This is a genomic window from Curtobacterium sp. MCBD17_028, assembly GCF_003234875.1.
Classification (GTDB): domain Bacteria; phylum Actinomycetota; class Actinomycetes; order Actinomycetales; family Microbacteriaceae; genus Curtobacterium.
On the sequence record NZ_QKTQ01000006.1, the window covers coordinates 53,483 to 78,584 of the forward strand.

The 25,102-nt window shown below is 70.9% G+C and carries 24 protein-coding genes and 1 tRNA gene; 13 read left to right on the top strand and 12 right to left on the bottom strand.

All coding sequences use genetic code 11. The features are described from left to right. Positions 1–6: 6 nt before the first annotated feature. Genes DEI86_RS09235 through DEI86_RS09250 form a run of 4 tightly spaced genes read right to left on the bottom strand, consistent with a single transcriptional unit; the run spans position 7 to position 3,978 of the window. Positions 7–1,431: an FtsW/RodA/SpoVE family cell cycle protein gene (locus tag DEI86_RS09235; RefSeq protein WP_111010796.1), complete on the bottom strand. Its 1,425-nt coding sequence runs from the start codon at positions 1,429–1,431 to the stop codon at positions 7–9. Continuing rightward, on the bottom strand, positions 1,424–2,746 hold the full coding sequence (locus tag DEI86_RS09240; protein ID WP_111049356.1) for a Stp1/IreP family PP2C-type Ser/Thr phosphatase: 1,323 nt from the start codon (positions 2,744–2,746) through the stop codon (positions 1,424–1,426). The genes DEI86_RS09235 and DEI86_RS09240 overlap by 8 nt, the downstream gene beginning before the upstream one ends. Positions 2,747–2,752: 6 nt before the next feature. Next, positions 2,753–3,301, bottom strand: a complete 549-nt coding sequence (locus DEI86_RS09245) for an FHA domain-containing protein (RefSeq protein ID WP_111049357.1) — start codon at positions 3,299–3,301, stop codon at positions 2,753–2,755. Beyond that, positions 3,301–3,978, bottom strand: a complete 678-nt coding sequence (locus DEI86_RS09250; protein ID WP_111010799.1) for a DUF3662 and FHA domain-containing protein — start codon at positions 3,976–3,978, stop codon at positions 3,301–3,303. The genes DEI86_RS09245 and DEI86_RS09250 overlap by 1 nt, the downstream gene beginning before the upstream one ends. A gap of 86 nt (positions 3,979–4,064) precedes the next feature. On the opposite strand from DEI86_RS09250, the gene DEI86_RS09255 reads away from it, so the two are divergent. After that, a tRNA-Leu gene (locus tag DEI86_RS09255) sits at positions 4,065–4,151 on the top strand. 92 nt (positions 4,152–4,243) lie between these two features. Continuing rightward, the gene (locus tag DEI86_RS09260) at positions 4,244–4,558 is read left to right on the top strand and encodes a hypothetical protein (protein ID WP_111049358.1); all 315 of its coding nucleotides are present in this window, start codon (positions 4,244–4,246) and stop codon (positions 4,556–4,558) included. A gap of 28 nt (positions 4,559–4,586) precedes the next feature. Here DEI86_RS09260 and DEI86_RS09265 read toward each other — a convergent pair whose 3' ends face one another. Continuing rightward, positions 4,587–5,273, bottom strand: coding sequence for an SDR family NAD(P)-dependent oxidoreductase (locus DEI86_RS09265; RefSeq protein ID WP_111049424.1), 687 nt, complete (start codon positions 5,271–5,273; stop codon positions 4,587–4,589). 140 nt (positions 5,274–5,413) lie between these two features. On the opposite strand from DEI86_RS09265, the gene DEI86_RS09270 reads away from it, so the two are divergent. Then, on the top strand, positions 5,414–6,679 hold the full coding sequence (locus DEI86_RS09270) for an MFS transporter (protein WP_111049359.1): 1,266 nt from the start codon (positions 5,414–5,416) through the stop codon (positions 6,677–6,679). A gap of 100 nt (positions 6,680–6,779) precedes the next feature. On the opposite strand, the gene DEI86_RS09275 is transcribed toward DEI86_RS09270, so the two are convergent. Next, the gene (locus tag DEI86_RS09275) at positions 6,780–7,799 is read right to left on the bottom strand and encodes a GlxA family transcriptional regulator (protein ID WP_111049360.1); all 1,020 of its coding nucleotides are present in this window, start codon (positions 7,797–7,799) and stop codon (positions 6,780–6,782) included. A gap of 94 nt (positions 7,800–7,893) precedes the next feature. Between DEI86_RS09275 and DEI86_RS09280 the strand changes: the two genes are divergently transcribed. The 4 genes from DEI86_RS09280 to DEI86_RS09295 all read left to right on the top strand — a co-directional run bounded on the left by DEI86_RS09280 (position 7,894) and on the right by DEI86_RS09295 (position 12,116). Continuing rightward, positions 7,894–8,262 carry a cupin domain-containing protein gene (locus DEI86_RS09280; protein WP_111011943.1) on the top strand — a complete coding sequence of 123 codons (369 nt, stop codon included), beginning with the start codon at positions 7,894–7,896 and terminating at the stop codon, positions 8,260–8,262. A 603-nt stretch (positions 8,263–8,865) separates the two neighbouring features. Beyond that, positions 8,866–10,206 carry an extracellular solute-binding protein gene (locus DEI86_RS09285; protein WP_111026539.1) on the top strand — a complete coding sequence of 447 codons (1,341 nt, stop codon included), beginning with the start codon at positions 8,866–8,868 and terminating at the stop codon, positions 10,204–10,206. A gap of 34 nt (positions 10,207–10,240) precedes the next feature. After that, on the top strand, positions 10,241–11,200 hold the full coding sequence (locus tag DEI86_RS09290) for a carbohydrate ABC transporter permease (protein ID WP_111010375.1): 960 nt from the start codon (positions 10,241–10,243) through the stop codon (positions 11,198–11,200). A 1-nt stretch (position 11,201) separates the two neighbouring features. Next, complete coding sequence (locus DEI86_RS09295; protein ID WP_111010374.1) at positions 11,202–12,116, top strand: carbohydrate ABC transporter permease; 915 nt, start codon at positions 11,202–11,204, stop codon at positions 12,114–12,116. Between the two features lie 145 nt (positions 12,117–12,261). Here the strand turns inward: DEI86_RS09295 and DEI86_RS09300 are convergent, their stop codons facing one another. The 4 genes from DEI86_RS09300 to DEI86_RS09315 form a co-directional block, all read right to left on the bottom strand. Next, positions 12,262–13,023, bottom strand: coding sequence for an SDR family NAD(P)-dependent oxidoreductase (locus DEI86_RS09300; protein WP_111049361.1), 762 nt, complete (start codon positions 13,021–13,023; stop codon positions 12,262–12,264). Positions 13,024–13,112: 89 nt separating this feature from the next. Continuing rightward, positions 13,113–13,913, bottom strand: coding sequence for a L,D-transpeptidase (locus tag DEI86_RS09305; RefSeq protein ID WP_258376500.1), 801 nt, complete (start codon positions 13,911–13,913; stop codon positions 13,113–13,115). Between the two features lie 89 nt (positions 13,914–14,002). Then, positions 14,003–15,055, bottom strand: coding sequence for a hypothetical protein (locus DEI86_RS09310; protein ID WP_111049362.1), 1,053 nt, complete (start codon positions 15,053–15,055; stop codon positions 14,003–14,005). A 306-nt stretch (positions 15,056–15,361) separates the two neighbouring features. Further along, positions 15,362–15,724: a VOC family protein gene (locus tag DEI86_RS09315; RefSeq protein WP_111026542.1), complete on the bottom strand. Its 363-nt coding sequence runs from the start codon at positions 15,722–15,724 to the stop codon at positions 15,362–15,364. Between the two features lie 141 nt (positions 15,725–15,865). Here DEI86_RS09315 and DEI86_RS09320 point away from each other — a divergent pair, with 141 nt between their 5' ends. The 6 genes from DEI86_RS09320 to DEI86_RS09345 all read left to right on the top strand — a co-directional run bounded on the left by DEI86_RS09320 (position 15,866) and on the right by DEI86_RS09345 (position 23,394). Continuing rightward, positions 15,866–16,903 carry a LacI family DNA-binding transcriptional regulator gene (locus tag DEI86_RS09320; protein WP_111035742.1) on the top strand — a complete coding sequence of 346 codons (1,038 nt, stop codon included), beginning with the start codon at positions 15,866–15,868 and terminating at the stop codon, positions 16,901–16,903. A gap of 124 nt (positions 16,904–17,027) precedes the next feature. Then, positions 17,028–18,290, top strand: a complete 1,263-nt coding sequence (locus DEI86_RS09325) for an ABC transporter substrate-binding protein (RefSeq protein WP_111010369.1) — start codon at positions 17,028–17,030, stop codon at positions 18,288–18,290. Further along, positions 18,287–19,258, top strand: coding sequence for a carbohydrate ABC transporter permease (locus DEI86_RS09330; RefSeq protein ID WP_220035657.1), 972 nt, complete (start codon positions 18,287–18,289; stop codon positions 19,256–19,258). Before DEI86_RS09325 ends, DEI86_RS09330 begins: the two co-directional genes overlap by 4 nt. Then, complete coding sequence (locus DEI86_RS09335; RefSeq protein WP_111035740.1) at positions 19,248–20,180, top strand: carbohydrate ABC transporter permease; 933 nt, start codon at positions 19,248–19,250, stop codon at positions 20,178–20,180. Before DEI86_RS09330 ends, DEI86_RS09335 begins: the two co-directional genes overlap by 11 nt. Continuing rightward, the gene (locus tag DEI86_RS09340) at positions 20,180–21,496 is read left to right on the top strand and encodes a family 1 glycosylhydrolase (RefSeq protein ID WP_111049363.1); all 1,317 of its coding nucleotides are present in this window, start codon (positions 20,180–20,182) and stop codon (positions 21,494–21,496) included. Before DEI86_RS09335 ends, DEI86_RS09340 begins: the two co-directional genes overlap by 1 nt. Next, positions 21,493–23,394: a glycoside hydrolase family 2 TIM barrel-domain containing protein gene (locus DEI86_RS09345; protein WP_111049364.1), complete on the top strand. Its 1,902-nt coding sequence runs from the start codon at positions 21,493–21,495 to the stop codon at positions 23,392–23,394. Before DEI86_RS09340 ends, DEI86_RS09345 begins: the two co-directional genes overlap by 4 nt. Before the next feature lie 46 nt (positions 23,395–23,440). Here the strand turns inward: DEI86_RS09345 and DEI86_RS16855 are convergent, their stop codons facing one another. Beyond that, positions 23,441–24,436: a helix-turn-helix transcriptional regulator gene (locus tag DEI86_RS16855; RefSeq protein WP_111049365.1), complete on the bottom strand. Its 996-nt coding sequence runs from the start codon at positions 24,434–24,436 to the stop codon at positions 23,441–23,443. Between the two features lie 140 nt (positions 24,437–24,576). Further along, a complete protein-coding gene (locus DEI86_RS09355; protein WP_181439744.1) occupies positions 24,577–25,077 on the bottom strand; it encodes a MarR family winged helix-turn-helix transcriptional regulator in 501 nt (166 codons plus the stop codon). Positions 25,078–25,102: the final 25 nt, after the last annotated feature.

Sequence of the window (25,102 nt, forward strand, 5' to 3'; positions counted from 1 at the left end):
GGCGGGTCACCGTCCTGTCCTCGTGTCGATGGCGGCCGTGGCGACGCCCTGCTGCACCCGCTGTTCCGCCGGGACGGAGTCGGTGAGGCGCAGGAGCATCGCCGCGATGATCCAGTTCGCCACGAGTGAGGAGCCACCCGCGGCCATGAACGGCGTGGTCAGACCCGTCACGGGGATGACGCGCGTGACGCCGCCGATCACGATGAAGGTCTGCAGCGCGATGACGAAGCCGAGCCCGACCCCGAGGAGTCGGCCGAAGTCGTCCTGGCCGGCGTACGCCACGCGGAACCCGCGCGAGACGAGCAGGAGGAACAGTCCGAGGATCGCGAAGACGCCGACGAGCCCGAGTTCCTCGCCGATGGCCGAGAAGATGTAGTCGCTCTGGGCGAGCGGGGTCAGGTACGGGCGTCCCTGGCCGAGGCCCGTGCCGGTGATGCCGCCGTTGGCGAACCCGAACAGACCCGTCACGAGCTGGTAGCTCCCGGAGAACTGCCGGTTGTAGATGGTGTTGTCGAACGGCTCGAGCCAGGCCTGGAACCGGCCGTGCACGTAGGTGAGGGTCTGCGCGGCGATGAGCGCGCCTCCCACGAACAGGATCAAGCCGATGATCACCCAACTCGCGCGGCCCGTGGCCACGTAGATCATCACGAGGAACAGGCCGAAGTAGAGCAGCGAGGTCCCGAGGTCGCGCTGGAACACGAGGACGCTCATCGCCGCGCCCCACACGATGAGGATCGGCCCGAGGTCGCGGGCCCGCGGCAGCTGCACACCGAGGATCCGGCGGCCCACGATCGACAGGCTGTCGCGCGCCGTCACGAGGTACCCGGCGAAGAACAGCGCGAGCGAGATCTTGGCGAGCTCGCCCGGCTGGAACGAGAACGGTCCGATGCCGATCCAGACGCGCGCGCCGTAGATGGTGCGTCCGATCCCGGGCAGCATCGGCAGCAACAACAGCACGATGCTGACGAGCATGAAGATGTAGCGGTAGCGCTGGAGGAAGCGGTGGTTCCGGACGAGCAGGAGCACCAGGATCGCCATCACCATGGCCATGCAGGTCCAGGCGATCTGCCGGACCCCGGCGCTGCCCCATCCGGTGGCGCTCGGTGTGTGCAGGTCGATCCGGTAGATCTCGGCGATCCCGATGCCGTTGAGCACGAGGGCGATCGGCAGGATGAACGGGTCCGCGTTCTTCGCGACGATGCGGAGGACCACGTGCATCACGAGGGCCAGCACGAGGATGGCCGCGCCCTCGATCAGGATCGGCACGTCGATCCGGTTGTGCACGCCGAGCTGGACGAGCAGCATCGCGCCGGCGCAGATGCCGCAGGCGATGACGAGGAGGCCGAGCTCCAGGTTGCGGGCGCGCGCCGGTTCGCGCAGCTTGATGGTGATGGTCTGCGTCAGGGACTGGCGGGCGGCGATGTCAGCCATGCGCGCCTCCCGTCGGCGTCGGCGTGGGTGTGGGCGTCGGCGTCCCGGTGCCGTCACCGTCCGCGTCGGACTCGGCCGCGGCCTCCAGACGGCGGATGATGGCCCGCGCGTCCGACAGGGACGACGCGTTGATGGTCTGGCGGACGTTCTCACGCGTGTACGCGGGCAGGTCGCCGACCCGGAGGTCCGAGTCCTCGTACACACTCGACAGGTGCACCGGACCGATGCCCTGCTGCACGCCCTTGAAGACGGCCACGTTGCTGCCGTCGGCGCCCACGTAGTAGTGCTGTTGGGTCCACCGGTAGCCGAGGAACACGACGCCGACGAGCACGACGACCGCAGCGACCAACGCGATCGTCCACGAGATGCGACGACGCAGGCGCCGGCGGCGGTCCTCCGCGATGAGCTCGGCGAAGTACTGGTCGGACTCGGGCTCGAAGTGTGAGTCCTCGGGCGCCGTCGTGACCTTGAGGGGGTGGAGCAGGATCGTCGGCAGCCGGATCGGCTTGCGGCCCGTCGACGCCTCGAACGTCAGCGGCGCCGCGGCGGACCCGACGGTCGTCGCGGCGTCGTCGACGTCGTCCGGGACGTCCTCGGTCACGTCCATCACCACGACGGTGACGTTGTCCGGTGCGCCGTGGTCGAGGGTCTCCTTGACGAGGCGCTGCGTCACCTGGTTGGCGTCCATCTCGGACGCGAGCGCGTGGCGGATGCGCTCCTCGGCGAGGTAGCTCGACAGGCCGTCGGAGCAGAGCAGCCACCGGTCACCGGGCTGGATGTCCATGACCGCGGTGTCGACCTCGGGCGCCGCGTCGACGTCGCCGAGCACCCGCATGAGGACGGACCGCCGCGGGTGGACCGCGGCTTCCTCCGGCGTGATGCGCCCGCTGTCGACCAACCGCTGCACGAAGGTGTGGTCGGCGGTGATCTGCTTGAGCTCGCCGTCCCGGAAGCGGTAGATGCGGGAGTCGCCGATGTGCGCGATCGCGATCTGGTCGCCCACGCGGATCATCGCGGACACGGTCGTGCCCATGCCCGTGAGCTCCTGGTGCTCGAACACCGTCTCGGTGATGAGCTGGTTCGCCGCGATGAGCGCGGCCTGCAGCGCGAACTCCGCGTCGTGGGCCGACGGGAACTCGCGGTCGACCTCGCGGATGCGGCGGATCGCGATCGCGGAGGCGACGTCACCCCCCGCGTGCCCGCCCATGCCGTCGGCGACCGCGAACAGGTACGCCCCCGAGTAGCCGGAGTCCTGGTTGTTCGCGCGGATCCGGCCCACGTGGGACACGGCGGCACTGAGGGTACGGGCTGCCATCCGGCGCTACCGCCGCAGCTCGAACGTCGTCGTCCCGATGGTGATCGGGGTGCGCTCCCGGACCGGCATGGGCGCGGAGACGCGCTGGCCGTCGAGGAAGGTGCCGTTCGTGGAGTCGAGGTCGGTGATGAACCACCCCTCGGGGCGGAGGTCGAGGCGGGCGTGGTTGGTGGACGTGTAGTCGTCGCGGATGACGACGTTGCTGTCGCTCGCTCGACCGATCGTGATCGGACCGCGCCCGAGGGGCATCTCCATGCCCTCGCGCGCGCCGTCGGTGACGACGAGTCGGGTGGCGACCTGCGTGGCGGACGCGGGTGGGCCTCCAGGCCGGATGGCCTCGGTGAACGCGCCCGGATCCGCGCGGCCAGCCGTGGCGTTGGTCGGCAGTGGCGGCGTGCTCGGACCCTGCTGCTGGTTCTTGGCGTCGGTCGGGATGGACCGGGTGCGTTGCCCGAACAGATCGCTCCGGAGGGCGAACACGATCGCGAACACGAACAGCCACAGCACCGCGAGGAACGCGAAGCGCAGCACGAGGAGTGTCAGGCTGCTCGTCATCACGCTCCTCCGTCGGCTTCCGGGACCACCCGGAACACCATACGGGTCCGTCCGATCTCGATGGTGGAGTCCGGCTCCACGATCGCACGCTCGAAGCGCTCGCCGTTCAGCTTGGATCCGTTCGTCGAGCCGAGGTCCGTCGCCTGCGCGTGCTTGCCGTCCCACACGACCTCGACGTGCCGACGGCTCGTGCCGGTGTCGGCGACCGTGATGTCGGCGTCCGAACCGCGACCGATGACGGTGCGGCCCACCTTGAGGTGATGGCGCTGCGACCCGATGTCGAGCACGCCGGCCCACGTGACGTCACGACGGACCGTCGTGGAGTCGACCTGCAGGATCCCGGTCGAGAGCGTGCCGTCCTGCCGCAGCGTGATCTGGACCGGACCGGAGAACGAGTAGTTCTGTGCGACCGCGTGCTGCTGGACCAGGCCGGTGAGCTCGTCGATGAGCGGCCGGCCGATGTCGTTCATGCGCGAGTAGTCCGGCGGCGCGAGCCGGACCGTGAACTCGTTCGGCACGAGGATGCGCTCGCGCGTGACCACCGCCGCCTTGGTGTCGAGCTCGCGTCGGAGCGCCGCCGAGATCTCGACCGGCTGCACGCCCGAGCGGAAGGTCTTCGCGAACGCGCCGTTGACCGCGCGCTCGAGCCCTCGCTCGAAACTGTCCAGTAGGCCCATGGGTCTCCCGTGATCGCGGTCGCCGACTCATGCATGGTAGTGGTTGGCGTGGGTTCCTTCCTGTGCGTGCTAGAGTCGTCCGGCTGGCGCGAGTGGCGGAATTGGTAGACGCGCACGGTTCAGGTCCGTGTGCCCGTGAGGGCGTGGGGGTTCAAGTCCCCCCTCGCGCACCAGACATGAAGGCCCCGGGAACACCCGGGGCCTTCGTCGTTCCCGGGGATGCTGGAGCCCGCCGGACGGCCTGTCCGACCGCGCCCTGCGGTTCTTGGACCCCACCACCGACGCCGCCGACGGGCCGGCGGACGCCGATGCACTCCGCGAGCGGTGCCTCCAGACCCTGCGGTCAGAACGGGCGTCGCTCCGGGCGACATCCGTCGTCACCGCCACTCGTGCGCCCGACGGTGCTGCCCTGTTCCGGTTCGACCTCGAGCACGCGGACGGCTCGGCGGTGACGGCCGTGCTGCGCGCCACGGTCGACCCGTCGACGCGGGAGCCCAGGTACGGGGAGCTGCGGGCGGATCGCGGACCCGCGTTGGTCCAGCCGGGAGGCACGGCACCGGTCGTCGACGCCGCCGTCTGATCCGCGGGACCGACGGGGAACGGGCGCGTCAGAGCACGACGGACCCGAGCACCCGGTGCGCGATCGAGATCGACTCGCCCGAGACCACCGAGCGCGGGGACGACAGGAACGCGACGAGGTCGGCGATCTGCTCCGGGCTCGACTCGCCGCCGCGGCCCGGGGCGACCTGGGCCGCGGGCGTGTCGGTCACGGTGCCCGGGTTGACGACGTTGAGCGTCACGCCCGAACCGGCGAGCTCGTCGGCCAGGTTCTTCGCGATGACGTTCGTCGCCGCGTTCCGCACCGAGGTCGTGACGTTGCCCGTGAGGTAGGCGTTCTGGCCGCTGAGCACGACGACGCGTCCGTGTCCGGCGGCGCGCATGCCCGGGAGGACCGCGTTCGCGACCCGGAGGAAGCCCAGGGCCTTGCCGTCGATGGCGTGCAGCACCTGCTCCGGGTCCGACGCGCGTGCAGGGTCGAGCGTGCCGGCAGCGGGGGCCGCTGTGACGACGAGGACGTCGATGTGGCCGTGGCGGTCGACGACCTCGGCCACGGCGCGCTCGACGGAGCCGGCATCGCCGGTGTCGAGCCGGACGGTGTCGGGTCCGGGGTCGGCGCTCCGCGACGCGATGACGACGGACGCGCCTTCGCGGCGGAGTCGGTCGGCCACGGCGCTGCCGATGTAGCCCTGTCCGCCGACGACGAGTGCGACGCTGTCCGTGAGTTCGAGGTCCACGACGCCACGGTATGCCCCACGCGGGGTCGAGGTGCGGGTCGTGCTCATGAGGTCGTGCTCGTCGGATCGTGCTCGACACCCCCGATTCGGCATGCCGGGCATGAAGTACCGTGCCGGTACCGGATCAGAGCAGGAGCAGCATGACCACCCCCATCGCGAGCGCACCGCGGCGCTTCGCCGCCCTGCGCGATCGGCACTCGCGCCCCTACCTGTTCACCGCGGGTCTGTCGATGATGGGCGACAACATCGAGCACGTCATCACCTACTGGGTGCTCTGGCAGCGGTTCCACTCGCCGGCGCTCGTCGGGTTCGAGGTCGTCAGTCACTGGCTGCCGTTCCTGCTGCTCTCGGTGTGGTTCGGCACGCTGGCGGAGCGGTACGACTGCCGCCGGCTCATCCAGATCGCGCAGGGCATGTTCATGCTCGTGTCGGTGGCCTGGGGTGTGCTGTTCCTGACCGGGACCCTGCACATCTGGGAGGCCTGCCTGCTCCTCGTGCTGCACGGCATGGCCGGCGCACTGTGGGCACCCGCGGAACAGCTCCTGCTGCACGACTTCGCCGAACCGGCGGAACTGACGAGCGCGGTGCGGCTCAACGCGACGTTCCGGAGCCTCGGGATCCTGTTCGGGCCGGTCGTCGGCTCGGCGCTGCTGCTCGGGCTCGGGTCGACGTGGGGGATCTTCGCGAACGTCCTGTTCTACGTGCCCATGACGCTCCTCATGCTCCGGACGCCGTACACCGGCCACACCCGGAGCGGGTACGTGCACCGCGCCCGCGTCTCGCTGCTCGACACCGGCAAGGTGCTCCGGAGCGTCGGCGGCGACCGCGTGCTCATCGGGATGATCGTGCTCGCCGGCCTCACCGCGCTGTGCATCGGCGGGGCGCTGCAGGTCGCGATCCCGTCGTTCGCCGACGCCCTGGGGGCCGGGGACGCCGGACTCGCGTACGGGCTGCTGCTGTTCGCCAACGGCGCGGGTGGTGTGCTCGGCGGGTTCCTGCTCGAGGCCACGGGCGCGATCAAGCCGAACACCCGGGCGGCGGTCGCGGCGGGTGTCCTGTTCGGGCTGACGACGATCGCCGTCGCGGTGACCGGGAACTACGTCGTCGCGGTGCTCGCGCTGCTCGTGGGCGGTGTCGCGAACATGGCGGGCATGTCGATCGGGCAGGCGGTCGTGCAGCTCCGGGCGCCGCTCGAGCAGCGCGGCCGCGTGGTCGGGGTCTACAACATGTTCGGCAGCGGGCTGCGCACGGGCAACGGCATCACGCTGGCGGTGCTCGGCGCGGCCGTCGGAGTGGGCTCGGCGGTGGCGATCGGTGCCGCGGTGCTCGTGGTCGGGACGCTCGTGGTGGCGCTCGTCGTCGCACGGCGGGATGCTGCCGAGCGCGGTGGTGTCACCGAGCGGTGAACCGCGTTCGTCCGTTCGAACACCACGATCGCGGTGTTCGAACGGCAGCGGGGTGTTCGACGCACGGCCGGCGACCGCGCCGGGCGACCGCGGCCGGCGATCAGCGCGCTGGGACCGCCGCCCGGAACCGCGCCCGCACCACCGAGGGCGTCGACCCCGTGTGCAGCCGGATGAGCGCGCGCAGGTTCGCGGTCGTCCCGAGTCCGCTCCGCTGTGCCACGAGGTCCAGGGGCAGGTCGTCCCGCTCGAGCAGCCGTTCCGCCAGGAGCACCCGCCGCCCCGTCAGCCAGGCGAGCGGCGTGCTGCCGACCTCGGCACGGAACCGCCGGTGCAGCGTGGTGACCCCGACGTGCGCGTGGGCGGCGAGGTCCGCGACGGTCAGGGGCTCGGCCAGGTGCTCCTCGGCCCAGTCGAGCGTCGCCGACAGGGGTGTGTGGGTGACGCGCGGCACCGACCGCTCGACGAACTGCCGCTGACCGCCGTCGCGGAAGGCCGCGAACACCAGGCGTCGGCTCACCTGGTTCGCCACCTCGGCGCCGTGGTCGTTCCGCACGATGTGGAGGCCCAGGTCGAGCGCCGCCGCGCTGCCGGCGGACGTCAGGACGTCGCCGTCGTCGACGAACAGCACGTCGGGGCGGAGGTCGACGTCGGGGAACCGCGCCCGGAAGTCGTCGGCGAGCTGCCAGTGCACCGCCGCGGGTCTGCCGGACAGGAGGCCCGCCTCCGCGAGCGTGTACGCCCCGGTGCACAGACCGACCATGCGGGCGCCGCGGTCGTGGGCCTCCCGGATCGCGCGGAGGACCGCCGGGCGTGAGGCGGTCTCGACGTCGGGACGGTTCGGCACGATCACGGTGTCCGCCGTCGCCAGGGCGGACAGGTCGCCGTCGGCGGTGATCCGGAACAGGCCGTCGCGCATGGTCGTCCGGCGACCCGGCGCCACGATCCGCAGGGTGTAGGGCTCGAAGCCGAGGTCCTGGGCACGGCGGGCACCGAACACCTCGCAGGCGCACGCCATCTCGAAGGGGTTCGAGCCCTCGTCGACGACGAGCACCACCCGGTGCGGTGTCCCACGACCACGCGGGACGGCCCCGGCGTCGGGTTGCAACGATCCTTGCGACATCGGGCATTCCTACCACGCTCGACCGCCGCTGCCGATCCCTACGCTGACGGGCGGAGACGGGCGCACGGCCCGGCCCGAGGACGAGGAGGACCACGTGGACGACAAGGTGACGCTGGCGGACGAAGCGGCGACGTTGACCGAGTTCTGGTCGCAGCGTGTCCTCGCCGAGGCGAACGGGCAGCTGTTCAAGGTCGCCAAGGGCATCGGCTCCACCCGGTGGCACGCGCACGACGACCAGGACGAGACGTTCCTGCTGCTCAGCGGACGCCTGCGCATCCAGTTGCGGGACCGCGACGTCGACCTCGCGCCGGGCGACCTGTTCGTCGTGCCGCGGGGGGTCGAGCACTGCCCGGTGGCCGATGAGGAGGTCCGGTTCCTCATCGTCGGCCCCGAGGTGACCTCGACCGCGGCCGGCGGCAAGCCGGAGTGGAGCGAGGGCGGCGGGACGCCGCCGGTGTCCTGACGCAGCGGCATCGGGACGAACCGGTGCGTTCCCGTCGAACACCCGGATGACGGTGTTCGAACGGCAGCGGGGTGTGCAACGGCAGCGGGGGTGCGAACGGCAGCAGGGTGCGCGACGGCAGCAGGGTGTGCGACAGCGGCAGCGTGTGCGACAGCGGCAGCGTGTGCGAGGTCATCGCCGACGCACAGCCCGTGCACCGACGCCGGACAGGAATGCGCGCCGCTCGTGTGAGCGCTCTCGACACGCTGTGGCAAGAGGGTGTTGCAACTCCATTCCATCGTTGTAAAGTCACCCCAGACCCGCCGCGCCGTCGGTGGGATCGGTCCGTCCCGATGGAGTGATGCCATGACCGCAACCCGAACGACCCGCGACGCCTCCGCGTCCGAGATCCCCGTGCTGCGCACCGCGCCGCGGGGAGGGTCCTCCGCGGGCCGCACCCCACGCCCGGCGACCGGACGGGAGGACCGGCACCGGTCCTCCAGACAGGATCCGGCGCAGCGCCGGTGACGCACTGAAACCACGTCCGCTTCCCTGGCGGACGAGCACCCAACGCAGCACCCCCGGCGACCCGTCCACGGGCACCGGAACGACGAGGAGGTCGAAATGGCAACGGGAACGGGAGCCTTCACGAGGCGGGGATTCCTGACCGCGGGCATCGCCGCGGCAGGAACGGTCGCACTCGCGGGCTGCAGCAGCCCCGTGTCGGCAGGACTGGTGGGCAGTCAGCTCAACCCCGAGCAGCTCATCTTCTGGAACCTGTTCGGTGGTGGTGACGGCAACCGCATGCAGCAGATGGAGGCCGGCTACCGCAAGGGACACGGCGGATCGGGATCCCTGCAGGCGACGACGTTCGCCTGGGGCAACCCCTACTACTCCAAGCTGACACTGGCCACCGTCGGGAACAAGCCGCCGGACGTCGCGGTCGCGCACCTGACGCGGGCGAAGCCGCTCTACGACGGTGGGATCCTCGAGCCGATCACCGAGGACGACCTCGCGCTCGTCGGACTCAAGGCGAGCGACTTCAACGCCAAGTCGTGGGCGGCGCAGAAGACCGACGGGAACAACATCGCCATCCCGCTCGACACCCACCCGATCGTCATGTTCTACAACGAGGACGTGTGCCGGAAGGCCGGCCTGATCGGCAGCGACGGCAAGCTCAAGGACCTCACGGGCCTCGACACGTTCGAGTCGGCGCTCGCCGCGGTGAGCAAGGTCACGGGTGGCAACGCGATCACGGTCGCGAACGTCAGCGAGACTGCGACCCCCTGGCGCGTGTTCTGGACGTTCTACAACCAGATCAACGGCGTCACGCCCTTCCTCTCCGACAACGGGGCCAAGCTGTCCGTCGACGAGGACGCCTTCAACAAGGTGAACGAGCGGATGCAGACCTGGGTGAAGAACGGCTGGCTCAACAAGGGCCTCGACTACGCCGGCGCGCAGACGCAGATGTTCACGGGCAAGGCGGGCTTCTACCTCGAGGGCGAGTGGGAGATCAGCACGGCCCAGTCGATCAAGGGCCTGAAGTTCGGCATGGTGCCGATCCCGCAGATCTTCGACAAGCCGGCCGCGCAGGCCGACTCGCACACGTTCGTCCTGCCGAAGAAGGCGCGGACCCTCGACCAGCGCAAGCAGCACATGGGGTTCATCAAGACCATGCTCGAGCAGAGCATGACCTGGGCGCAGGGCGGTCACGTGCCGGCGTACCAGCCGACCGCGACGAGTGCGGCGTACCACAAGCTCGAGCCGCAGGCCGACTACGCCTCGGCCGCCAAGGTCGCCGTGTACGACAACCCCGCCTGGTACGGCGGGTCCGGTTCCACCTTCGAGGCCACGGTGGGCGCCCAGCTCGCGCTCGTGCAGCAGGGTTCGACGTCGCCGCAGGGCGCCATGTCGGCCATCAAGCAGCAGCTCGCCGTCTACCTCAGCACCCCCAGCCCACTGTGACCCCCTCACCCCAGAACCCCGGAGGTACGACGACGTGACCGCCACCGCACCCGTAGCGAACCGTCCCACGCTCACGACCCACGTCCCGAAGTCGCGGCCGCGGCGCGCGGCGCTCGATCGACAGGACGGGCGCAAGGCCTGGTTGTTCCTGGCCCCGTTCGGACTCTTCTACCTGGCGTTCCTGCTCGGACCGACCGTGTGGATGATCATCACGAGCTTCTTCAACACGTCGACCGTCCACACGGGCCTCGGTACCTTCGCCGGGTTCGCGAACTACGGCGAGATGCTGACCCGCGCCGACTTCTGGAGCGCGCTGTGGCACACGCTGCAGTTCACCATCTACACGACACCGCCGCTCGTCATCCTCGCGTTCGTGTTCGCGGTGCTGACGAACCGGATCCGTCGGGGACAGTGGTTCTTCCGCCTCGCGTTCTTCCTGCCCTACATCCTGCCGTCGGCGACGATCTCGCTGATCTGGGTGTTCATCTTCACGCCGGGCACCGGCCTCTGGGCGCTGGGCGAGAGCTGGCTCGGCATCACGCCGGGGGCGGGTGTCCTCGCGTCGCCGAAGACCGCCATGATCGGCATCGCGCTCGCCACCGTCTGGTGGACCCTCGGCTTCAACTTCGTGCTGTACCTGGCGGGCCTCCAGGAGATCCCGCGTGAGCTGTACGAGGCGGCCGCCGTCGATGGCGCGTCGAACTGGCAGCAGATCCGATCGATCACGCTGCCCCTGCTCGGCCGGACCACGACCCTCGTGATCCTGCTGCAGATCATCGCCAGCCTGAAGATCTTCGACCAGGTCTACCTGATGACGAGCGGCGGGCCGGGCATCTCGACGCAGGTGGCCCTCGGGCTCATCACGAACACCGGCTTCACCGACAACCGCATCGGTGCGGCGTCGGCGGCGTCGGTCCTGCTGTTCATCGTCATCGTCGCCATCGCGGTCATCCGACAGGTGATCGACCGCTCCGCAGCTCGGAAGGAGGCCTGAGATGGCCACGACCACCACAGCGCCGACCAGGACCCGCAGCAAGTCCCCGGTCTCCGCGGCAGCACCGGCGCAGAACGCGACGCGCATCGGTGTCAGCGGCCGGACGTTCAACATCGTCGCCGGCATCGTCCTGACGGTCTTCGCGATCATCTGGCTCATCCCGAGCCTGTTCGCACTCAAGACGTCGCTGTCCGACAACGGCACCGCGGCACTCGGCGCCGGCGCGATCCTGTCGCACTGGAACCCGACACTGCACTCGTACGCGTCGCTGTTCCAGGCCGGCGACATCTGGAACTGGTACCTGGCGAGCGGCATCACCTCGGTGATCACCGCGATCCTCACCGTGCTGTTCGCGTCGATGGCGGCGTTCGCGCTGTCCCGGCTGAACTTCCCGGGTCAGAACCTCGCGTTCCTGCTCATCATCCTCGGCATCATGATCCCGGGGCAGGTGCTCATCGTCCCGATCTTCCAGGAGCTCGGCGCGGTCAGCCTGCTCAACACCTACTGGTCGGTGATCTTCCCGCAGGTCCCCGCGGTGATCGCGGTGTTCATCTTCAAGCAGTTCTTCGACGGCATCCCCCGGGAGCTCGAGGAGGCCGCGCGCATCGACGGCGCCGGGCTGTGGAAGGTGTACTGGTCGGTCATCATGCCGCTGTCCCGTCCGGTCATCGCCGCGGTCGTCATCCTGACCTTCGTCGGTGTCTGGAACAACCTGCTCCTGCCGCTGTTCGTGCTGTCGAACCCGAACCTCATGACGATCCCCGTCGGGCTCGCCACGGTCCAGGGCTCGTTCGGTCAGCGGTACGCGGACATCCAGGCAGGTGCGATCCTCGCGGCACTGCCGCTGATCATCCTGTACCTGATCTTCCAGCGGCAGATCGTCGAGGGTGTGACCGGCAGCGGCCTCAAGGGCTGACGCCACCTGCACCACCGGTCCTCGAGAGGCCCCGCTCCGGCGGGGCCTCTCGTCGTGCCCGGAGCAGCGGTCGGCGGGTCACCCGCGCTCGTCCCACCGGCCGGGAGGGACGGGTCATGCCGGTGCCGCGCCTCCCGGCCGTCGGTCAGGAGGCCCGGCGCGACGCCAGCCAGTCCGTGAACTCGGTCGCGACGATCCGTTCGTCGTGGACGTCGGCGGCCTCGTCCGACGCGAGCCACCGGATCGGGGCCCGCATGACGTCGGGGGAGAGGACGGCGAGTGCCTCGGGCCGGGACGTGCCCTCGAGCATCCCGGTCGCCGTCGCACCGCCCGGGAGGAGGATGTTCGCGCGGACCGGGGTGCCGGCGAGGTCCGCGGCGATGATCCGGGCGAGGGCCTCGGCGCCCGCGCGGGAGGGTCCGTACGGGACGAAGCCGCGGCGGTTCATCGTGCCGTGGTTCATGCTGATCGTGACCACGCGGCCCGTGCCCGCAGCGAGCATCCGCGGCACGACCGCCCGTGCGACGAGGAAGTAACCCGTCAGGTTGGTGTCGACGACGTCCCGGAAACCATCGGGGGAGACCTCCCAGAAGTCCTGCGGCGTCGTCATGAACGCGGGGTTCACGGTGCGCATGCCGATGCCCGCGTTGTTGACGAGCAGGTCGATGCCGTCCAGCGCCTGCCACGCGGTGGCTGTGCCCTGCTCCACGGACCGGTCGTCGCGGCTGTCCATGGCGATCCCGATCGTGTCGCCGCCGATCTCGCGCGCGGCGGCGGTGACCCGGGCCTCCGAGCGGCCGGTGACGGCGACGCGGGCGCCCGCATCGACGAGTCCCTCGGCCATCGCGCGGCCCAGGCCCGACGTGCCGCCGGTGACGAGTGCGCGGACAGTGTGCAGGTCTTCCATGCGGGCCTCCCGGAGGTGCGGTGCGGTGCGGTGCTCCCTCGATACGCCGTGGGGATGGCAGCGGACCGGGTGCCGGGGGTGGGGGCGGGTCAGATGATCGTGATCGGGGTGCCGAGCGGCAGGAGCTTCGTGAGCGCCGTGATGTCCGCGTTCTGCATGCGGATGCACCCGTGGCTGGCGTCCTTGCCGATGCTCGACGCGTCGTCCGTGCCGTGCAGGCCGATCTGCCCCGGACCGCCCCCGAAGCTCGTGAGCACGTCGGAGAACGCGGAGAGCCCGTACGCGTAGGGCCCGTACCCGGCGTTCGTCGGCTTGAGGAGCTCCGTCAGGTAGAACGACCCGTGCGGGGTGGGGGTCCCGCCGGTGCCGGACGCGACCGGGTAGGTGGCGACGGGCCTCCCGGCGCGGTAGACGGTGAGGGAGTTCGTCTCGGTGACCGCGACGAGGTGGTAGGCGACGGTGCTCAGCGCGACGTCACTCGCGCGGACCCACCCGGTACGGCCGTTCGGACGCGTCGGGACGTCGACCTCGACCCACCCGGACTGCTGCGCGACGACGAGGAACACGAGTGGGGCGCCGTTCGACTGCGGGTTGGGGAGGGTCGTCGTGACCGCGCCGGCGGCGGCGGCGTGGACGGCGACGCTGGCGACCTCCGCCGTCGCGACGGTCGCCGATGCCGCGATCGGCGGGGTGCTCGGTGCCGTGGCATCCGCGCTGGGGCTCGGCGAGGCGGTCGGACGCTGACCGAGCGCGCCGCCGACGTGGACGGTCGGCGTCGGTGTCGGGGTGTGACCGGCACGCGCGTGGTGCGGGTGGGCACCGGAGCAGCCGGCGAGGAGGAGCGTTGCCGTGACCGCGGCGACGGTCACGGGAGCGAGACGGCGGAGCACGGCGGGCCTTCCGGGGACGAGGTGGTGCCGGACAGCGCTGATCCGCCGGACGACGGGCGTCCGGCGGATCGGCGTGTGCGCGGTGGGGGTCAGCCGGTGAAGGTCGCCGTGGTGGTGACCGGCGTCGCGACCGGGGCGGGCGGGGTGGTCGGCGTCGTCACGGCCGGGTCTGCCGTGACGTCGAGCACGAACCCGACGAAGATGCCCGAGTTCTCGCCGAAGAGGGTGAGCGCGTAGGTGCCGGCGGTCGCGTCGGGGTCGGTGACCGTGCCGACGACGCTGCCGTCCGCGCCCGCGGTGAGGGTGACACCGGTGTCCGTGGCCGTGCCGTCCTCGGCGACGAGCGCGACGCTGACGGGCTCACCGGGCAGGAACCCGTTCGGCTGGGAGACCGCGACGCCGGTGGTGGCGAAGTCGCTCACCGACAGGGTCGCGGGCGTGATCGTGCCGGCGTCGGAGGGCCGCGGCGTGAAGTAGTCGTTCTGCCCGTCGAAGGCGATGCCCGTGACGGTGGCCGGACCGGTGGCGTCGGAGACGCCGTACTCGCGGATCGTGGCGTCCGGGCTCGTCGCGGCGAACTGCGCCTGGAACTGCGCGAGCGTGGCCGGGGTACCGGCGGGGATGGTCCCGACCGGGGTGAACGAGGTGTACTCGCCGTCGATGCCCTCGTCGCCGCCCGTGACCGCGACGAGCGCTGCGTAGTTCTGGTCGGCGATCTCGCCGTCGCCGTCGAGGTCCACCACGAGGGTGAAGTCGGCGTCGTCGCTGCTCACGAGGTCGGCGGTGCCGAGGTCGGTGTCGGTCGAGCTGGTGATCGACGTGAGGTCGCTCGCCGGGTGGCCGTCCGTCGAGTGCAGGAGCACGCCCGGTCCGGAGAACGTCAGGCCGGACGGGCCGAACGTCGGCGTCGTGAACCCCGTCGCGGTGCCGGTGTACCAGGTGCCGGTCGGCGGCTCGCCGGTGCCGCTGTAGGTCTGGAGGTCGGCGCTCGTGATCCAGGTCGACGACTGGGTCGAGGCGTCGAGCAGGCGGGGGCTGACGCCGGCGGTGGTGGCGGCATCGGCGGTGGCGGTGCCGGTGAGCACGGCGGCGCCGGCGACGGCGGTGGCAGCGACCGCTGCGAGGACGGGGAGACGCTTCACGGGTGGTTCCGTTTCGGGACGGGCGGATCGGATCCGCGGTTTCGGTGGTGGTGCGTCGTGGGCCGACGCGCCGGTGCCGCCAGGTCTCGGGCCGACGCGGCGGCGGAACCGAAAAGCCCTCAGAACCTCCGGATCTGTGAGGACCCTATCCCCAACGGGACCGCAGCGGTACTCCCGATCGGATGTCAGAACGGAGCGTCGCACACGACATGTCGCACGGTCGGCCGGGTCCGGGTCCGGGTCCGGGCCGGTGCCCAGGCGCTGGGCCGTTCCGGCGGTCGGACCGGGTGGTGGCCGGGAACGTTGTCATCCCCAACAGAGGCAGAAGGGGTGGCCCGACGGGTCCGCGTAGACCTGGAACCCCTGCGGCGCCGTCGGGTCGTCCGCCGCCTTGAGGAGCCGTGCTCCGACGGCGACGGCCTCCTCATGCGCAGGACCGATGTCCTCGACGTACAGGTCGAGGTGGATCTGCTGCGGTTCGCCGTCCGGCCAGTCCGGCCGCGTGTGGTCCGGCGCGAGCTGGAACCCCATCCGCGGCTGGCCGTCGACGTACAGGCTGTGCCAGTCGTCCTCGGCCTCCACCCGTCCGCCGAGCAGCCGCGCCCAGAACCCGCTCTCGGCCGCGAGGTCCGCCGTGTCGAGGACGACGATCTGCCGTGTGATCTCCATTCGCGGCATGCTGCCACTCGCAATCGGAGCGGAGAAGACCCCGATGAGCTTGTTGAATCGATAAAGCAGCGCTACAGTTCCAAGAGTCGGGGCGGTTAATCGATAAAGCAGCCCGACCAGCAGCCGTGCGAGGAGGCACTGATGGCGAAGTCCGTGACGCTCAAGGACGTCGCGCAGCGCGTCGGCGTGACCGCTGCCGCCGCCTCGATGGCGCTGTCCGGTCACGAGCGCATCAGCGCCGCCACCCGGGACGCCGTGCGTCGCGCCGCTGACGAGCTGGGGTACGTGCCGAGTTCCGCCGGGCGCGCGCTCCGGAACCAGCGGGCCGGCGCCGTGGCCCTCGTCGTCCCGAACAGCTCGCACCACGTGTTCGGGCACATGTACTTCATGCACGTGCTCACCGGCATGTCCCGGGCCGCCAGCGCGCACGACGCGCAGGTGATCGTCTCGACCAACGCGGACGAGGAGGGTGGCGTGGCCGCCTACGAGCGCGTCATGCGCTCGCGGAGCGCCGACGGCGTGATCGTCACCAGCGCGGCGATCGACGACCGGAACATGGAGCGGCTCGTCGCGTCGGGCCTCCCGGTCGTGCTCATCGGCAACGCGCCGTCCCTGCCCGATGCGGCCAGCGTCGGGATCGACGACGTCGCTGCGACGCGGCGGATCACCGAGCACCTCATCGACGCACACCGGCGCCGCCGGCTCGTCCACGTCACGGGCACACTCGACCACCAGACCGGACTCGACCGACGCGAGGGGTTCCTCGCCGCCGTCCGCGACCACGGCGTCGACGCGCTCGTGGTCGAGGGGGACCTCGGCGAGGAGTCCGGTGCCGACGCGATCCGGGCCCTGCTCGACGCGGGCACGGAGTTCGACGGCGTCGTCTTCGCGAACGACGACATGGCGACCGGCGGCATGCGGGTGCTCCGCGCAGCCGGCGTCGACGTGCCGGGAGCCGTGTCCGTGGTCGGGTTCGACGACTTCGGTCTCGCCCGTGTCACCACGCCCGCGATCACGACCGTCCGGGTCCCCGCCGAGGAGATGGCCCGCCTGGCCACGGAGCGGCTGTTCGACCTCGTCGACGGCACGAGCGACGGTCCGACCCACCGCGAACTCCCGGTGTCGATCGTGGTCCGCGAGTCGTGCGGCTGCGGCCCGGAGCACCGCGCCGAGGACTGAACCGCCCGACCACCGGCACGTCGCCGGCCCCCGTCCCCCTCAGACCCGTTCCCCTGCCCACCATCACACCCCACCTCCGTGCCGTCCCCTCCCGAGGACGGTCCACAACGCAAAGGAGCGTTCCATGAAGAAGCGCAACACGGCCCTCGCCGTCGCCGCCGGAGCCGCCGCTGTGGCCCTGGCCCTGTCCGGCTGTTCGACGTCGTCATCGTCGTCGGCGAGCGGACCGGTCACCCTCAAGGTCTGGACCGGGTTCACCGGTGGTGACCGCCCCGGGTACGCGCAGATCGTCAAGGACTTCGAGGCGTCCCACCCGGACATCAAGGTCCAGATGACCGTGCAGCCCTGGGACACCATCCAGCAGAAGCTCCCGTCGGCATGGCTGACCGGGCAGGGTCCGGACATCGCCGCGGTGTCGAGCGACCCGAACGCGGTCGCGCAGTACGTCAAGACGAACTCGGTGCTCGCCCTGACGGACACCGGCAGTGGCAAGGACCAGATCAACACGTCGAAGCTCGCGCCCGGCACCGTCAAGGAGTTCACGTACAAGGGCAAGCTCTACGGGATCCCCGCGAACTTCGCGACGCTGAGCCTGTACTACAACAAGAAGCTGTTCCAGCAGGCCGGCATCACGAACCCGCCGAAGACCATCGACGAGCTCGCGCAGGACGCGAAGAAGCTGACGACCGGCGGCCACTACGGCATCTCGCTCGCGGACAACCAGACGATCCAGATGTGGCCCGTCCTGCAGTGGCTCGAGGGCGGCGACATCGTCAACGGCAAGGGCTGCTCGGTGCTGCAGACGAGCGCCGGCCAGAAGAGCCTGTCCACGTGGGCCGACCTCGTGGCGAAGGACAAGGTGAGCCCGGTGGGGCAGACCGGTGCCGAGGCCGACTCCCTGTTCTCCGCGGGCAAGGCCGCCATGGAGATCAACGGGCCGTGGGCCGCGCCGGGTTACAAGAGCGCGGGCGTCGACCTCGGGATCGCGACCATCCCGACCGGGGTCGACGGCACGTCCGTCACGCTCGGGTCGACCGCGCCGCTGTCGGTGTCGGCCAAGACGAAGTACCCGAAGCAGGCGCAGGAGTTCCTCGCCTACTGGACGAGCAAGTCGACGCAGGAGAAGTTCTCGCTGAAGACCGGGTTCCCGCCGCTGCGCACCGACATGACCGACGACGCCAAGCTCACGGCCGACCCGACGGTGTCGGTGTTCGCGTCGCAGGTCGGCAACGCCCGCCTGTACCTGCCGCACGTCCCCCAGGCGACCAAGGTCGACTCGGACGGCTACGTGCCGCTCATCGGCAAGATCACGCGCGGGACCTCGGTCGCGAGCGCGACCAAGGACGCCGCGCAGACGATCGACGGCCTCACGGGCTGCTCGCAGTGACCAGCCACACCTCGGAGCGGGTCCCGTCGCGCAGCACGCGCGACGGGGCCGGCACCACCCCAGGGTCGCGCAGCGGTGGGGAGGGCCGGCGCGCGACCGCTCGTCGGTTCCGGTTCCAGCCGGCCTGGCTCTTCATGGCGCCGAGCCTGCTGATCCTGGGCGTGTTCGTGATCTTCCCCATCTTCCGGTCGCTGTACTACAGCTTCTTCGACTGGACCGTCGGGGCGAGCACGGAGCCGTTCGTCGGGTTCGGCAACTACGTCAAGCTGTTCCACGACCACCAGTTCTGGAACGCGCTCGGCGTGACGCTCGAGTTCACGATCGTGTCCGTCGTACTCCTGCTCGTGTTCGGGTTCCTGTCGGCCCTGGCGCTCCAGGGCGAGGGGATCGCGACGCGCATCGTCCGATCGATCTTCTTCTTCCCGACGATCGTCTCGCTCGTCACGATCGGCCTGGTCTGGAAGTTCCTGCTCGACCCGGACATCGGGCTCGTCGGCGGTCTCACCGCGGCGCTCGGTCTGCCCTCGATCGGGTGGCTCCAGTCGACGACCCTCGCCCTGCCGACCGTGATCTTCGTGTCGGTCTGGAAGAGCGTCGGCTTCGCCATGATCCTGTTCGTCGCGGGCCTCAAGGGCGTCCCCGGCGAGCGGTACGAGGCGGCCCAGCTCGACGGCGCCGGCCGGTGGGCCACGGTGTGGTCGATCACGATCCCGAGCATCCGGCCCACGCTGCTGTTCACCTCGATGATCCTGACCATCCAGTCGTTCCAGGTCTTCGACCTCGTCTACGTCATGACCGGCGGCGGCCCGGTGTTCCACACCGACTCGCTGGTCAACCTGCTCTACCGCGACGGGTTCGTCGACTACCAGACCGGGTACGCGTCCGCGATCTCGTGGGTGCTGTTCGCGATCATCATGCTCATCTCGCTCGTCCAGCTCAGATTGTTCAGGTACAACGATGTCGACTGACACCTCCGTGGCGGACGTGCCCCGGACCTCCCGTTCGTCACGCGGCGGCGACGACCGCGGCGACCGGTCCACGCCCACGCAGCGCAGGCAGCACGGGCCGCGGCCCGCCGTGCGCACGGTGGACGTGCTCAAGTGGGTCTACCTCGGCGTCGGGGTCGTGTTCGCGCTCGTGCCCTTCATCTGGATGGTCTCCGGGTCGTTCCGGAGCGAGAGCGACCTGTTCCACAACCCCGCGAGCCTGTTCCCGACGAGCATCACCATGCACGGGTACGTCGGCGTCTGGCAGCAGCTGTCGTTCGTCCGGCTGCTCGTCAACACGTTCGTGTTCGCGGGCGTGACGACGGCGCTGACCCTGCTGTTCGACTCGATGTGCGCCTACGCCCTGGCGCGGATGCGGTTCGTCGGTCGGAACGTCGCGTTCGTCATCGTCATCGCGACCCTCATGGTGCCGTTCCAGGTGACCCTGATCCCCGTGTTCGTCGAGCTGTTCCACTTCGGCTGGCTGAACACCTACCAGGGGCTCATCGTCCCGCGGGCGACGAGCGCGTTCGGCATCTTCCTGTTCCGGCAGTTCTTCGTCAGCATCCCGCCGGAGCTCGACGAGGCGGCGCGCATCGACGGCGCCGGGCACTGGCGGATCTACTGGCAGGTCGTGCTCCCGCTCGCCAAACCGGCGATCGCCACCGTCGCCGTGCTCAACGGCATGAACCTGTGGAACGACCTGCTCTGGCCGCTCGTCGTCACGACGTCGAACGACATGCTCACCCTGCCCGCCGGCCTGACGCTGTTCGGCGGCCAGCACGTGACCGACCACGCGATCCTGCTCGCCGGTGCGACCATCTCGCTGGTCCCGATCGCGATCGCGTTCTTCTTCGCACAGAAGTACTTCGTGGCCGGCGTCGCGACGAGTGGACTGAAGTGATGGGCGACTTCACCTGGGTCCTCGGGATCGAGGACACCTCGGTCCACCCGCCGGCGCACTTCGCGATGGCGCCGCTCGACGAGTACGACCTGACGGAGCACACCGAGCACTGGCGCGCGGACCTCACCGCCGCGCGCGACCTCGGCGCGGGGGCGGTCCGGTACGGCGTGAACTGGCCGCTCGTGCACACTGCGCCGGAGACCTACGACTGGAGCACCCTCGACGAGCGGCTCCGGTTCGCGGTCGAGGAGCTCGGGCTGACGGTGATCGCCGATCTCGTGCACTACGGCACGCCGACCTGGCTCGACGGCTCGTTCGCCGACCCGCGCTACCCCGACGTCGTCGCGGCGTTCGCGGGTGCGTTCGCGGCGCGCTACCGCGGGTTGGTCGACCACGTCACACCCTTGAACGAACCCGTCACGACGGCGTCGTTCTGCGGCCTCCGCGGCGTGTGGCCGCCGGCGCTGACCGGCTGGGACGGCTGGGTGCGCGTGACGCTCGCGCTGGCCGAGGGGATCACCCGGTCCGTCGCGGCGATCCGGGCGGCCAACCCGGCCGCGGTCATCGTGCACGTCGAGGCGTCGTCCCTGTTCGCCACGGACGACCCCGCACTCGCGGGCGAGGCCGAGCACCTGACCGCGATCGGCACCGTGCCGACGGATCTGGTGCTCGGGCTGGTCGGCGTGCAGCACCCCATGCACGGGTGGCTGCTCGAGCACGGCGCCGCACCCGAGCAGCTCGCGCGTCTCCGGGCCGACCCGGCGCGCATCGACGTGCTCGGCGTCAACTACTACCCCGACCTGTCCCCGCGGACCCTCGTCGCCGACGGCACCGACGTGGTGCAGATCGCGACGGACCGCTGGACCGACGGGCTCGTCACGAGCCTGCGGCGGTTCGAGGCGCGCTACGGCCTGCCCATGATGGTCACGGAGACGAGCATCGAGGGCACGGACGAGGTCCGGACGGCCTGGGTGCGCGACTCGGTCCACGCGGTCCAGAAACTCGTGGCGGGCGGCATGGACCTGCGCGGGTACACCTGGTGGCCCCTGTTCGACTTCGTCGACTGGTCGTACGCGTCCGGCGGTCGGAACGTCGAGGAGTTCGCGGTGCCCGACGAGGTCGTGGCCGCCCGGGTCGTCGGCGGGCGCAAGACCCCGTCGCTGCGCCGCATGGGGCTGGTCCGGCTCGAGGAGCAGGCGGACGGCTCCCTGCAGCGCGTCCCGACCGGAGCGGCAGCGGCGTTCGGGACCGAGACCGGCGCGCCGGCCAACCGTCTGTACAACGTTGTAACGGCTGCGGCAGACTGGACGCCATGACGACGCTGCGCGGCGAGGAAGCCGCTCCCCGGACCCTGTCCGTCCCCGAACCGGCGAGCCGCCAGGACGGCACCCACCCCCGGCCGCAACTCGTCCGTCCGGCCTGGGCCGACCTCGACGGGCCGTGGTCGTTCCGCCACGACGACGGCGACGAGGGCCTGGGCGCGGGCTGGTCGGCGGGCTTCCGGCCCGAGCACGGGGCGACGGACCGCACGATCACGGTGCCGTTCCCGCCCGAGTCGGTCGCGTCGGGCATCGACGAGCCGGGATTCCACCCCGTGGTCTGGTACGCGCGCAGCATCTCGGCCGGGGACCTCGAGCGTGCCGGGCGCTCGGCCGACGCGTCCCGGGTGCTCCTGCACTTCGGTGCGGTCGACTACCGCGCGACGGTGTGGCTGGACGGGGTGCGCCTCGGCGAGCACGAGGGCGGCCACACGCCGTTCTCGTTCGACGTGACGCACGTGCTCGACGCCAGCACGGACGTCGACGCCGGCACCGACACCACGCACACCCTGGTCGTCCGCGCCGAGGACGACCCGCACGACGTCACGCAGCCCCGCGGCAAACAGGACTGGCACGAGCACCCGCACGTGATCTGGTACCGCCGCACCACGGGGATCTGGCAGACCGTGTGGCTCGAGGCGGTCCCCCCGGTGTCGGTCGCGGCGCTCCGCTGGGAGACCGAGTTCCCCGGCTCGGTGGTCCGGGGCACGGTCCGGATCGCCGGTCGGGTGACCGCGGGCACGACACTGTCGGTGTCGCTCCGCCACGAGGACGGTGACGAGGACCTCGGCAGCGCCTCCGTCGTCGTGCCGGCGGGCGCCACGACCGTGGACGTGGTCGTCCCCGTCGCGCGGCAGACGAACGGCCAGGCGTACGACGAGATCGTGTGGACGCCGGAGACCCCGCGGCTCATCGACGCCACCGTCGTGCTCGGGCACCCCGACGGGTCCGGGGACGTCGTCGCGTCGTACCTCGGGTTCCGGTCGGTCGCGGTCGACCGGGGGGCGTTCCTGCTCAACGACCGGCCCTACGACGTCCGGAGCGTGCTCAACCAGGGCTACTGGCCGGACTCGAACCTCACCGCGCCGAGCCCGGCCGCGTTCCGTCGTGAGGTCGAGCTCATCAAGGAGCTCGGGTTCACCGCGACCCGGATCCACCAGAAGATCGAGGACCCGCGGTTCCTGTTCTGGGCGGACCGCCTCGGCCTCCTGGTCTGGGGCGAGGCGCCGGGTGCCTACGCGTTCACCCCGACAGCGGTGCAGCGGCTCATGCGGGAGTGGATGGACGCCGTGGAACGGGATGTGTCCCACCCGTGCATCGTGACCTGGGTGCCGGCGAACGAGAGCTGGGGCGTGCAGCACATCGCGCACGAACCGGCACAGCAGGCGTACGCCCGGGCGCTCGCCGACGTCACGCGGGCGCTCGACCCGTCACGGCCCGTGATCTCGAACGACGGCTGGGAGCACGCCGCGTCGGACATCCTCAGCGTGCACGACTACGAGGCCTCGGGCGAGGTCCTCGCCGCGACCTACGCCGACGACGACGCCCGCACCCGCTTGCTCGCCGGGATGGGCCCGGCCGGCCGGCGGATCCTGGTCGGCGACGCCGAGGACCACGGCCAGCCGGTCATGCTCACGGAGTTCGGCGGGGTCAACTACCAGCCGGGTGCCGACCGCGACGACGCCTGGGGGTACTCCGTCGCGGTGGACGGCGACGACTACGTCGACCGGATCACCGCGCTGTACGACGGCATCCGCGCCAGTTCGTTCCTCGCCGGGTCCTGCTACACGCAGTTCACCGACACGCTGCAGGAGACGAACGGGCTGCTCACCGCGGAGCGCGAGCCGAAGGTGCCGATCGAGCGGATCCGCCGCGCCGTCGCCGGACGCGACTGATCGCGGCCGGGAGGGACGTGGCGGGTCCCGCCCCGTCCCTCCCGGCTCAACCGCGCAGCGTGGCGCGGGGATGCTCCCCGAACCGCGCGCGGTACGCCCCCGCGAACCGTCCGAGGTGCGTGAAGCCCCACGCCTGCGCGACCCCGGCGACGGTCGTCCCCGGTACGCCCTGTTGCAACTCCGCGTGGACGCGGTCGAGGCGGGCCTGCCGCAGGTACCCGAGCGGTGTGGTGTCGAGCACGCGTCGGAAGCCCTCCTGCAACGCCCGCACGCTGAGGTGCGCCGCGGCCGCGATCTCGGTGGTGCCGATCGGCTCGTGCACATGGGCCTGCACGTACTCCACCGCGGCCCGGATCCGTGCGTTCCGCGGCAGGAGCACCGCGGACGGCAGGGCGTCGGCGAGGGGCGGGTAGAGCCCGAGGAACGCGATCGCCGTCATCCGCGTGAGTTCGTCCCACAGCAGGGGACTGACCGGGCCGGAGCGCATGGTGTTCGACACGAGTCCAACGGTGCCCTGCCAGCTGCGGACCGCGGCGTCGGTGGGGGCGGCCGTGTGGTCGAACCGCAGGTCCTCGCCGGCGAGGCCCTGCTCGCGGGCGATGCGGTCGACGTGGTCACGCCCCAGGTGCACGAGCTTCTGGTCGTAGTCCGTGAACCGGAACACGAAGGACCGATGCGCCGGGAACAGCAGCGGCCGCCCGGGGACCATGCGCAGGTCGTCGTGGCCGAGGTCGACCGTCGACCGCCCTGCCGTCAGCCACTGCACGACGTAGTCGCCGCCCGGCGGGATGTCGCCCTGGATCTCGCCGTGCATGCGCGAGGTCCGGAGTGTCAGGTCCGTGTCGCCCATCGCGGCGTAGCGGTAGCGGTAGGGCGTCGCCCGCGTCGGTGCCGAGGACCAGGCCGCACCGGCGTAGAGCCGGGGCAGGTCGTCCATGGCCTGGTCGGCGTCGAGGCCGTGGGCCTCGATTCGGATGGGAGTGGCCGCCGCACCGGTCGTGGTGTCCATCGCTCCCGTGGTGTCCTCGCCGCTCGCGGGCATCCGTCGGTCCTCGACGCAGGGCGACGAGTCGGGGAGACCGCGCAGTGACGAGGATAGGCGGAAGGAGGAGGAAAAGCAAAGAAAATTGGACAATCCGACCGGGGTACCCCCGTCGTTCAGCGGTGGCCCGTGCCCCCGGATCAGCCCTGGGGCACGCCGAGTTCCAGCGCCCGCACGACCCGGTCGAGCAGGCCCACCAAGCGCTTGCGGTCCCGCGGGCCCACCTCGTCGAGCACCAAGCGCAACGCGTCCTGCGTTCCCCCGACCGCCTCCTGCATCGCGGTCTTCGTCGTGTCGGACAGGCAGATCAACTTGCTGCGGCGGTCCGTCGGATCGACCTCACGGAGCACGTGGCCGCGAGCCTCCAGACGCTCGAGGATGACGCTCGTCGCGGCGCTCGTCATGCCGACGTGCTGCGTGAGGTCCTTGACGCGGACGGCACGACCGACCGCCTCGGCCCGCGCGATGAACTGGAGGACGACGAGGTCCGTGCCCCCGACACCGAGCCGCGCGCGGAGCCGTGAGCGGAGCGCCGCATCCGCCGCCTCCACGCGGGTCAACGCCGCCACGACGTCGATCGCCTCGTCGATGCGTTCGTCCTCACGACGCGTGCGGTCGTCGTCGGCGGTCGGCTCGGACACGATGCTCCCCGGGGTCGTTCGATCT

What these genes read in the sequence shown, in the direction of transcription:
- DEI86_RS09235 (WP_111010796.1), bottom strand. Translation starts at nt 1,431, where the DNA reads ATGGCTGACATCGCCGCCCGCCAGTCCCTGACGCAGACCATCACCATC.
- DEI86_RS09240 (WP_111049356.1), bottom strand. Translation starts at nt 2,746, where the DNA reads ATGGCAGCCCGTACCCTCAGTGCCGCCGTGTCCCACGTGGGCCGGATC.
- DEI86_RS09245 (WP_111049357.1), bottom strand. Translation starts at nt 3,301, where the DNA reads ATGACGAGCAGCCTGACACTCCTCGTGCTGCGCTTCGCGTTCCTCGCG.
- DEI86_RS09250 (WP_111010799.1), bottom strand. Translation starts at nt 3,978, where the DNA reads ATGGGCCTACTGGACAGTTTCGAGCGAGGGCTCGAGCGCGCGGTCAAC.
- DEI86_RS09270 (WP_111049359.1), top strand. Translation starts at nt 5,414, where the DNA reads ATGACCACCCCCATCGCGAGCGCACCGCGGCGCTTCGCCGCCCTGCGC.
- DEI86_RS09275 (WP_111049360.1), bottom strand. Translation starts at nt 7,799, where the DNA reads ATGTCGCAAGGATCGTTGCAACCCGACGCCGGGGCCGTCCCGCGTGGT.
- DEI86_RS09285 (WP_111026539.1), top strand. Translation starts at nt 8,866, where the DNA reads ATGGCAACGGGAACGGGAGCCTTCACGAGGCGGGGATTCCTGACCGCG.
- DEI86_RS09295 (WP_111010374.1), top strand. Translation starts at nt 11,202, where the DNA reads ATGGCCACGACCACCACAGCGCCGACCAGGACCCGCAGCAAGTCCCCG.
- DEI86_RS09300 (WP_111049361.1), bottom strand. Translation starts at nt 13,023, where the DNA reads ATGGAAGACCTGCACACTGTCCGCGCACTCGTCACCGGCGGCACGTCG.
- DEI86_RS09315 (WP_111026542.1), bottom strand. Translation starts at nt 15,724, where the DNA reads ATGGAGATCACACGGCAGATCGTCGTCCTCGACACGGCGGACCTCGCG.
- DEI86_RS09320 (WP_111035742.1), top strand. Translation starts at nt 15,866, where the DNA reads ATGGCGAAGTCCGTGACGCTCAAGGACGTCGCGCAGCGCGTCGGCGTG.
- DEI86_RS09325 (WP_111010369.1), top strand. Translation starts at nt 17,028, where the DNA reads ATGAAGAAGCGCAACACGGCCCTCGCCGTCGCCGCCGGAGCCGCCGCT.
- DEI86_RS09335 (WP_111035740.1), top strand. Translation starts at nt 19,248, where the DNA reads ATGTCGACTGACACCTCCGTGGCGGACGTGCCCCGGACCTCCCGTTCG.
- DEI86_RS09340 (WP_111049363.1), top strand. Translation starts at nt 20,180, where the DNA reads ATGGGCGACTTCACCTGGGTCCTCGGGATCGAGGACACCTCGGTCCAC.
- DEI86_RS09345 (WP_111049364.1), top strand. Translation starts at nt 21,493, where the DNA reads ATGACGACGCTGCGCGGCGAGGAAGCCGCTCCCCGGACCCTGTCCGTC.
- DEI86_RS16855 (WP_111049365.1), bottom strand. Translation starts at nt 24,436, where the DNA reads ATGCCCGCGAGCGGCGAGGACACCACGGGAGCGATGGACACCACGACC.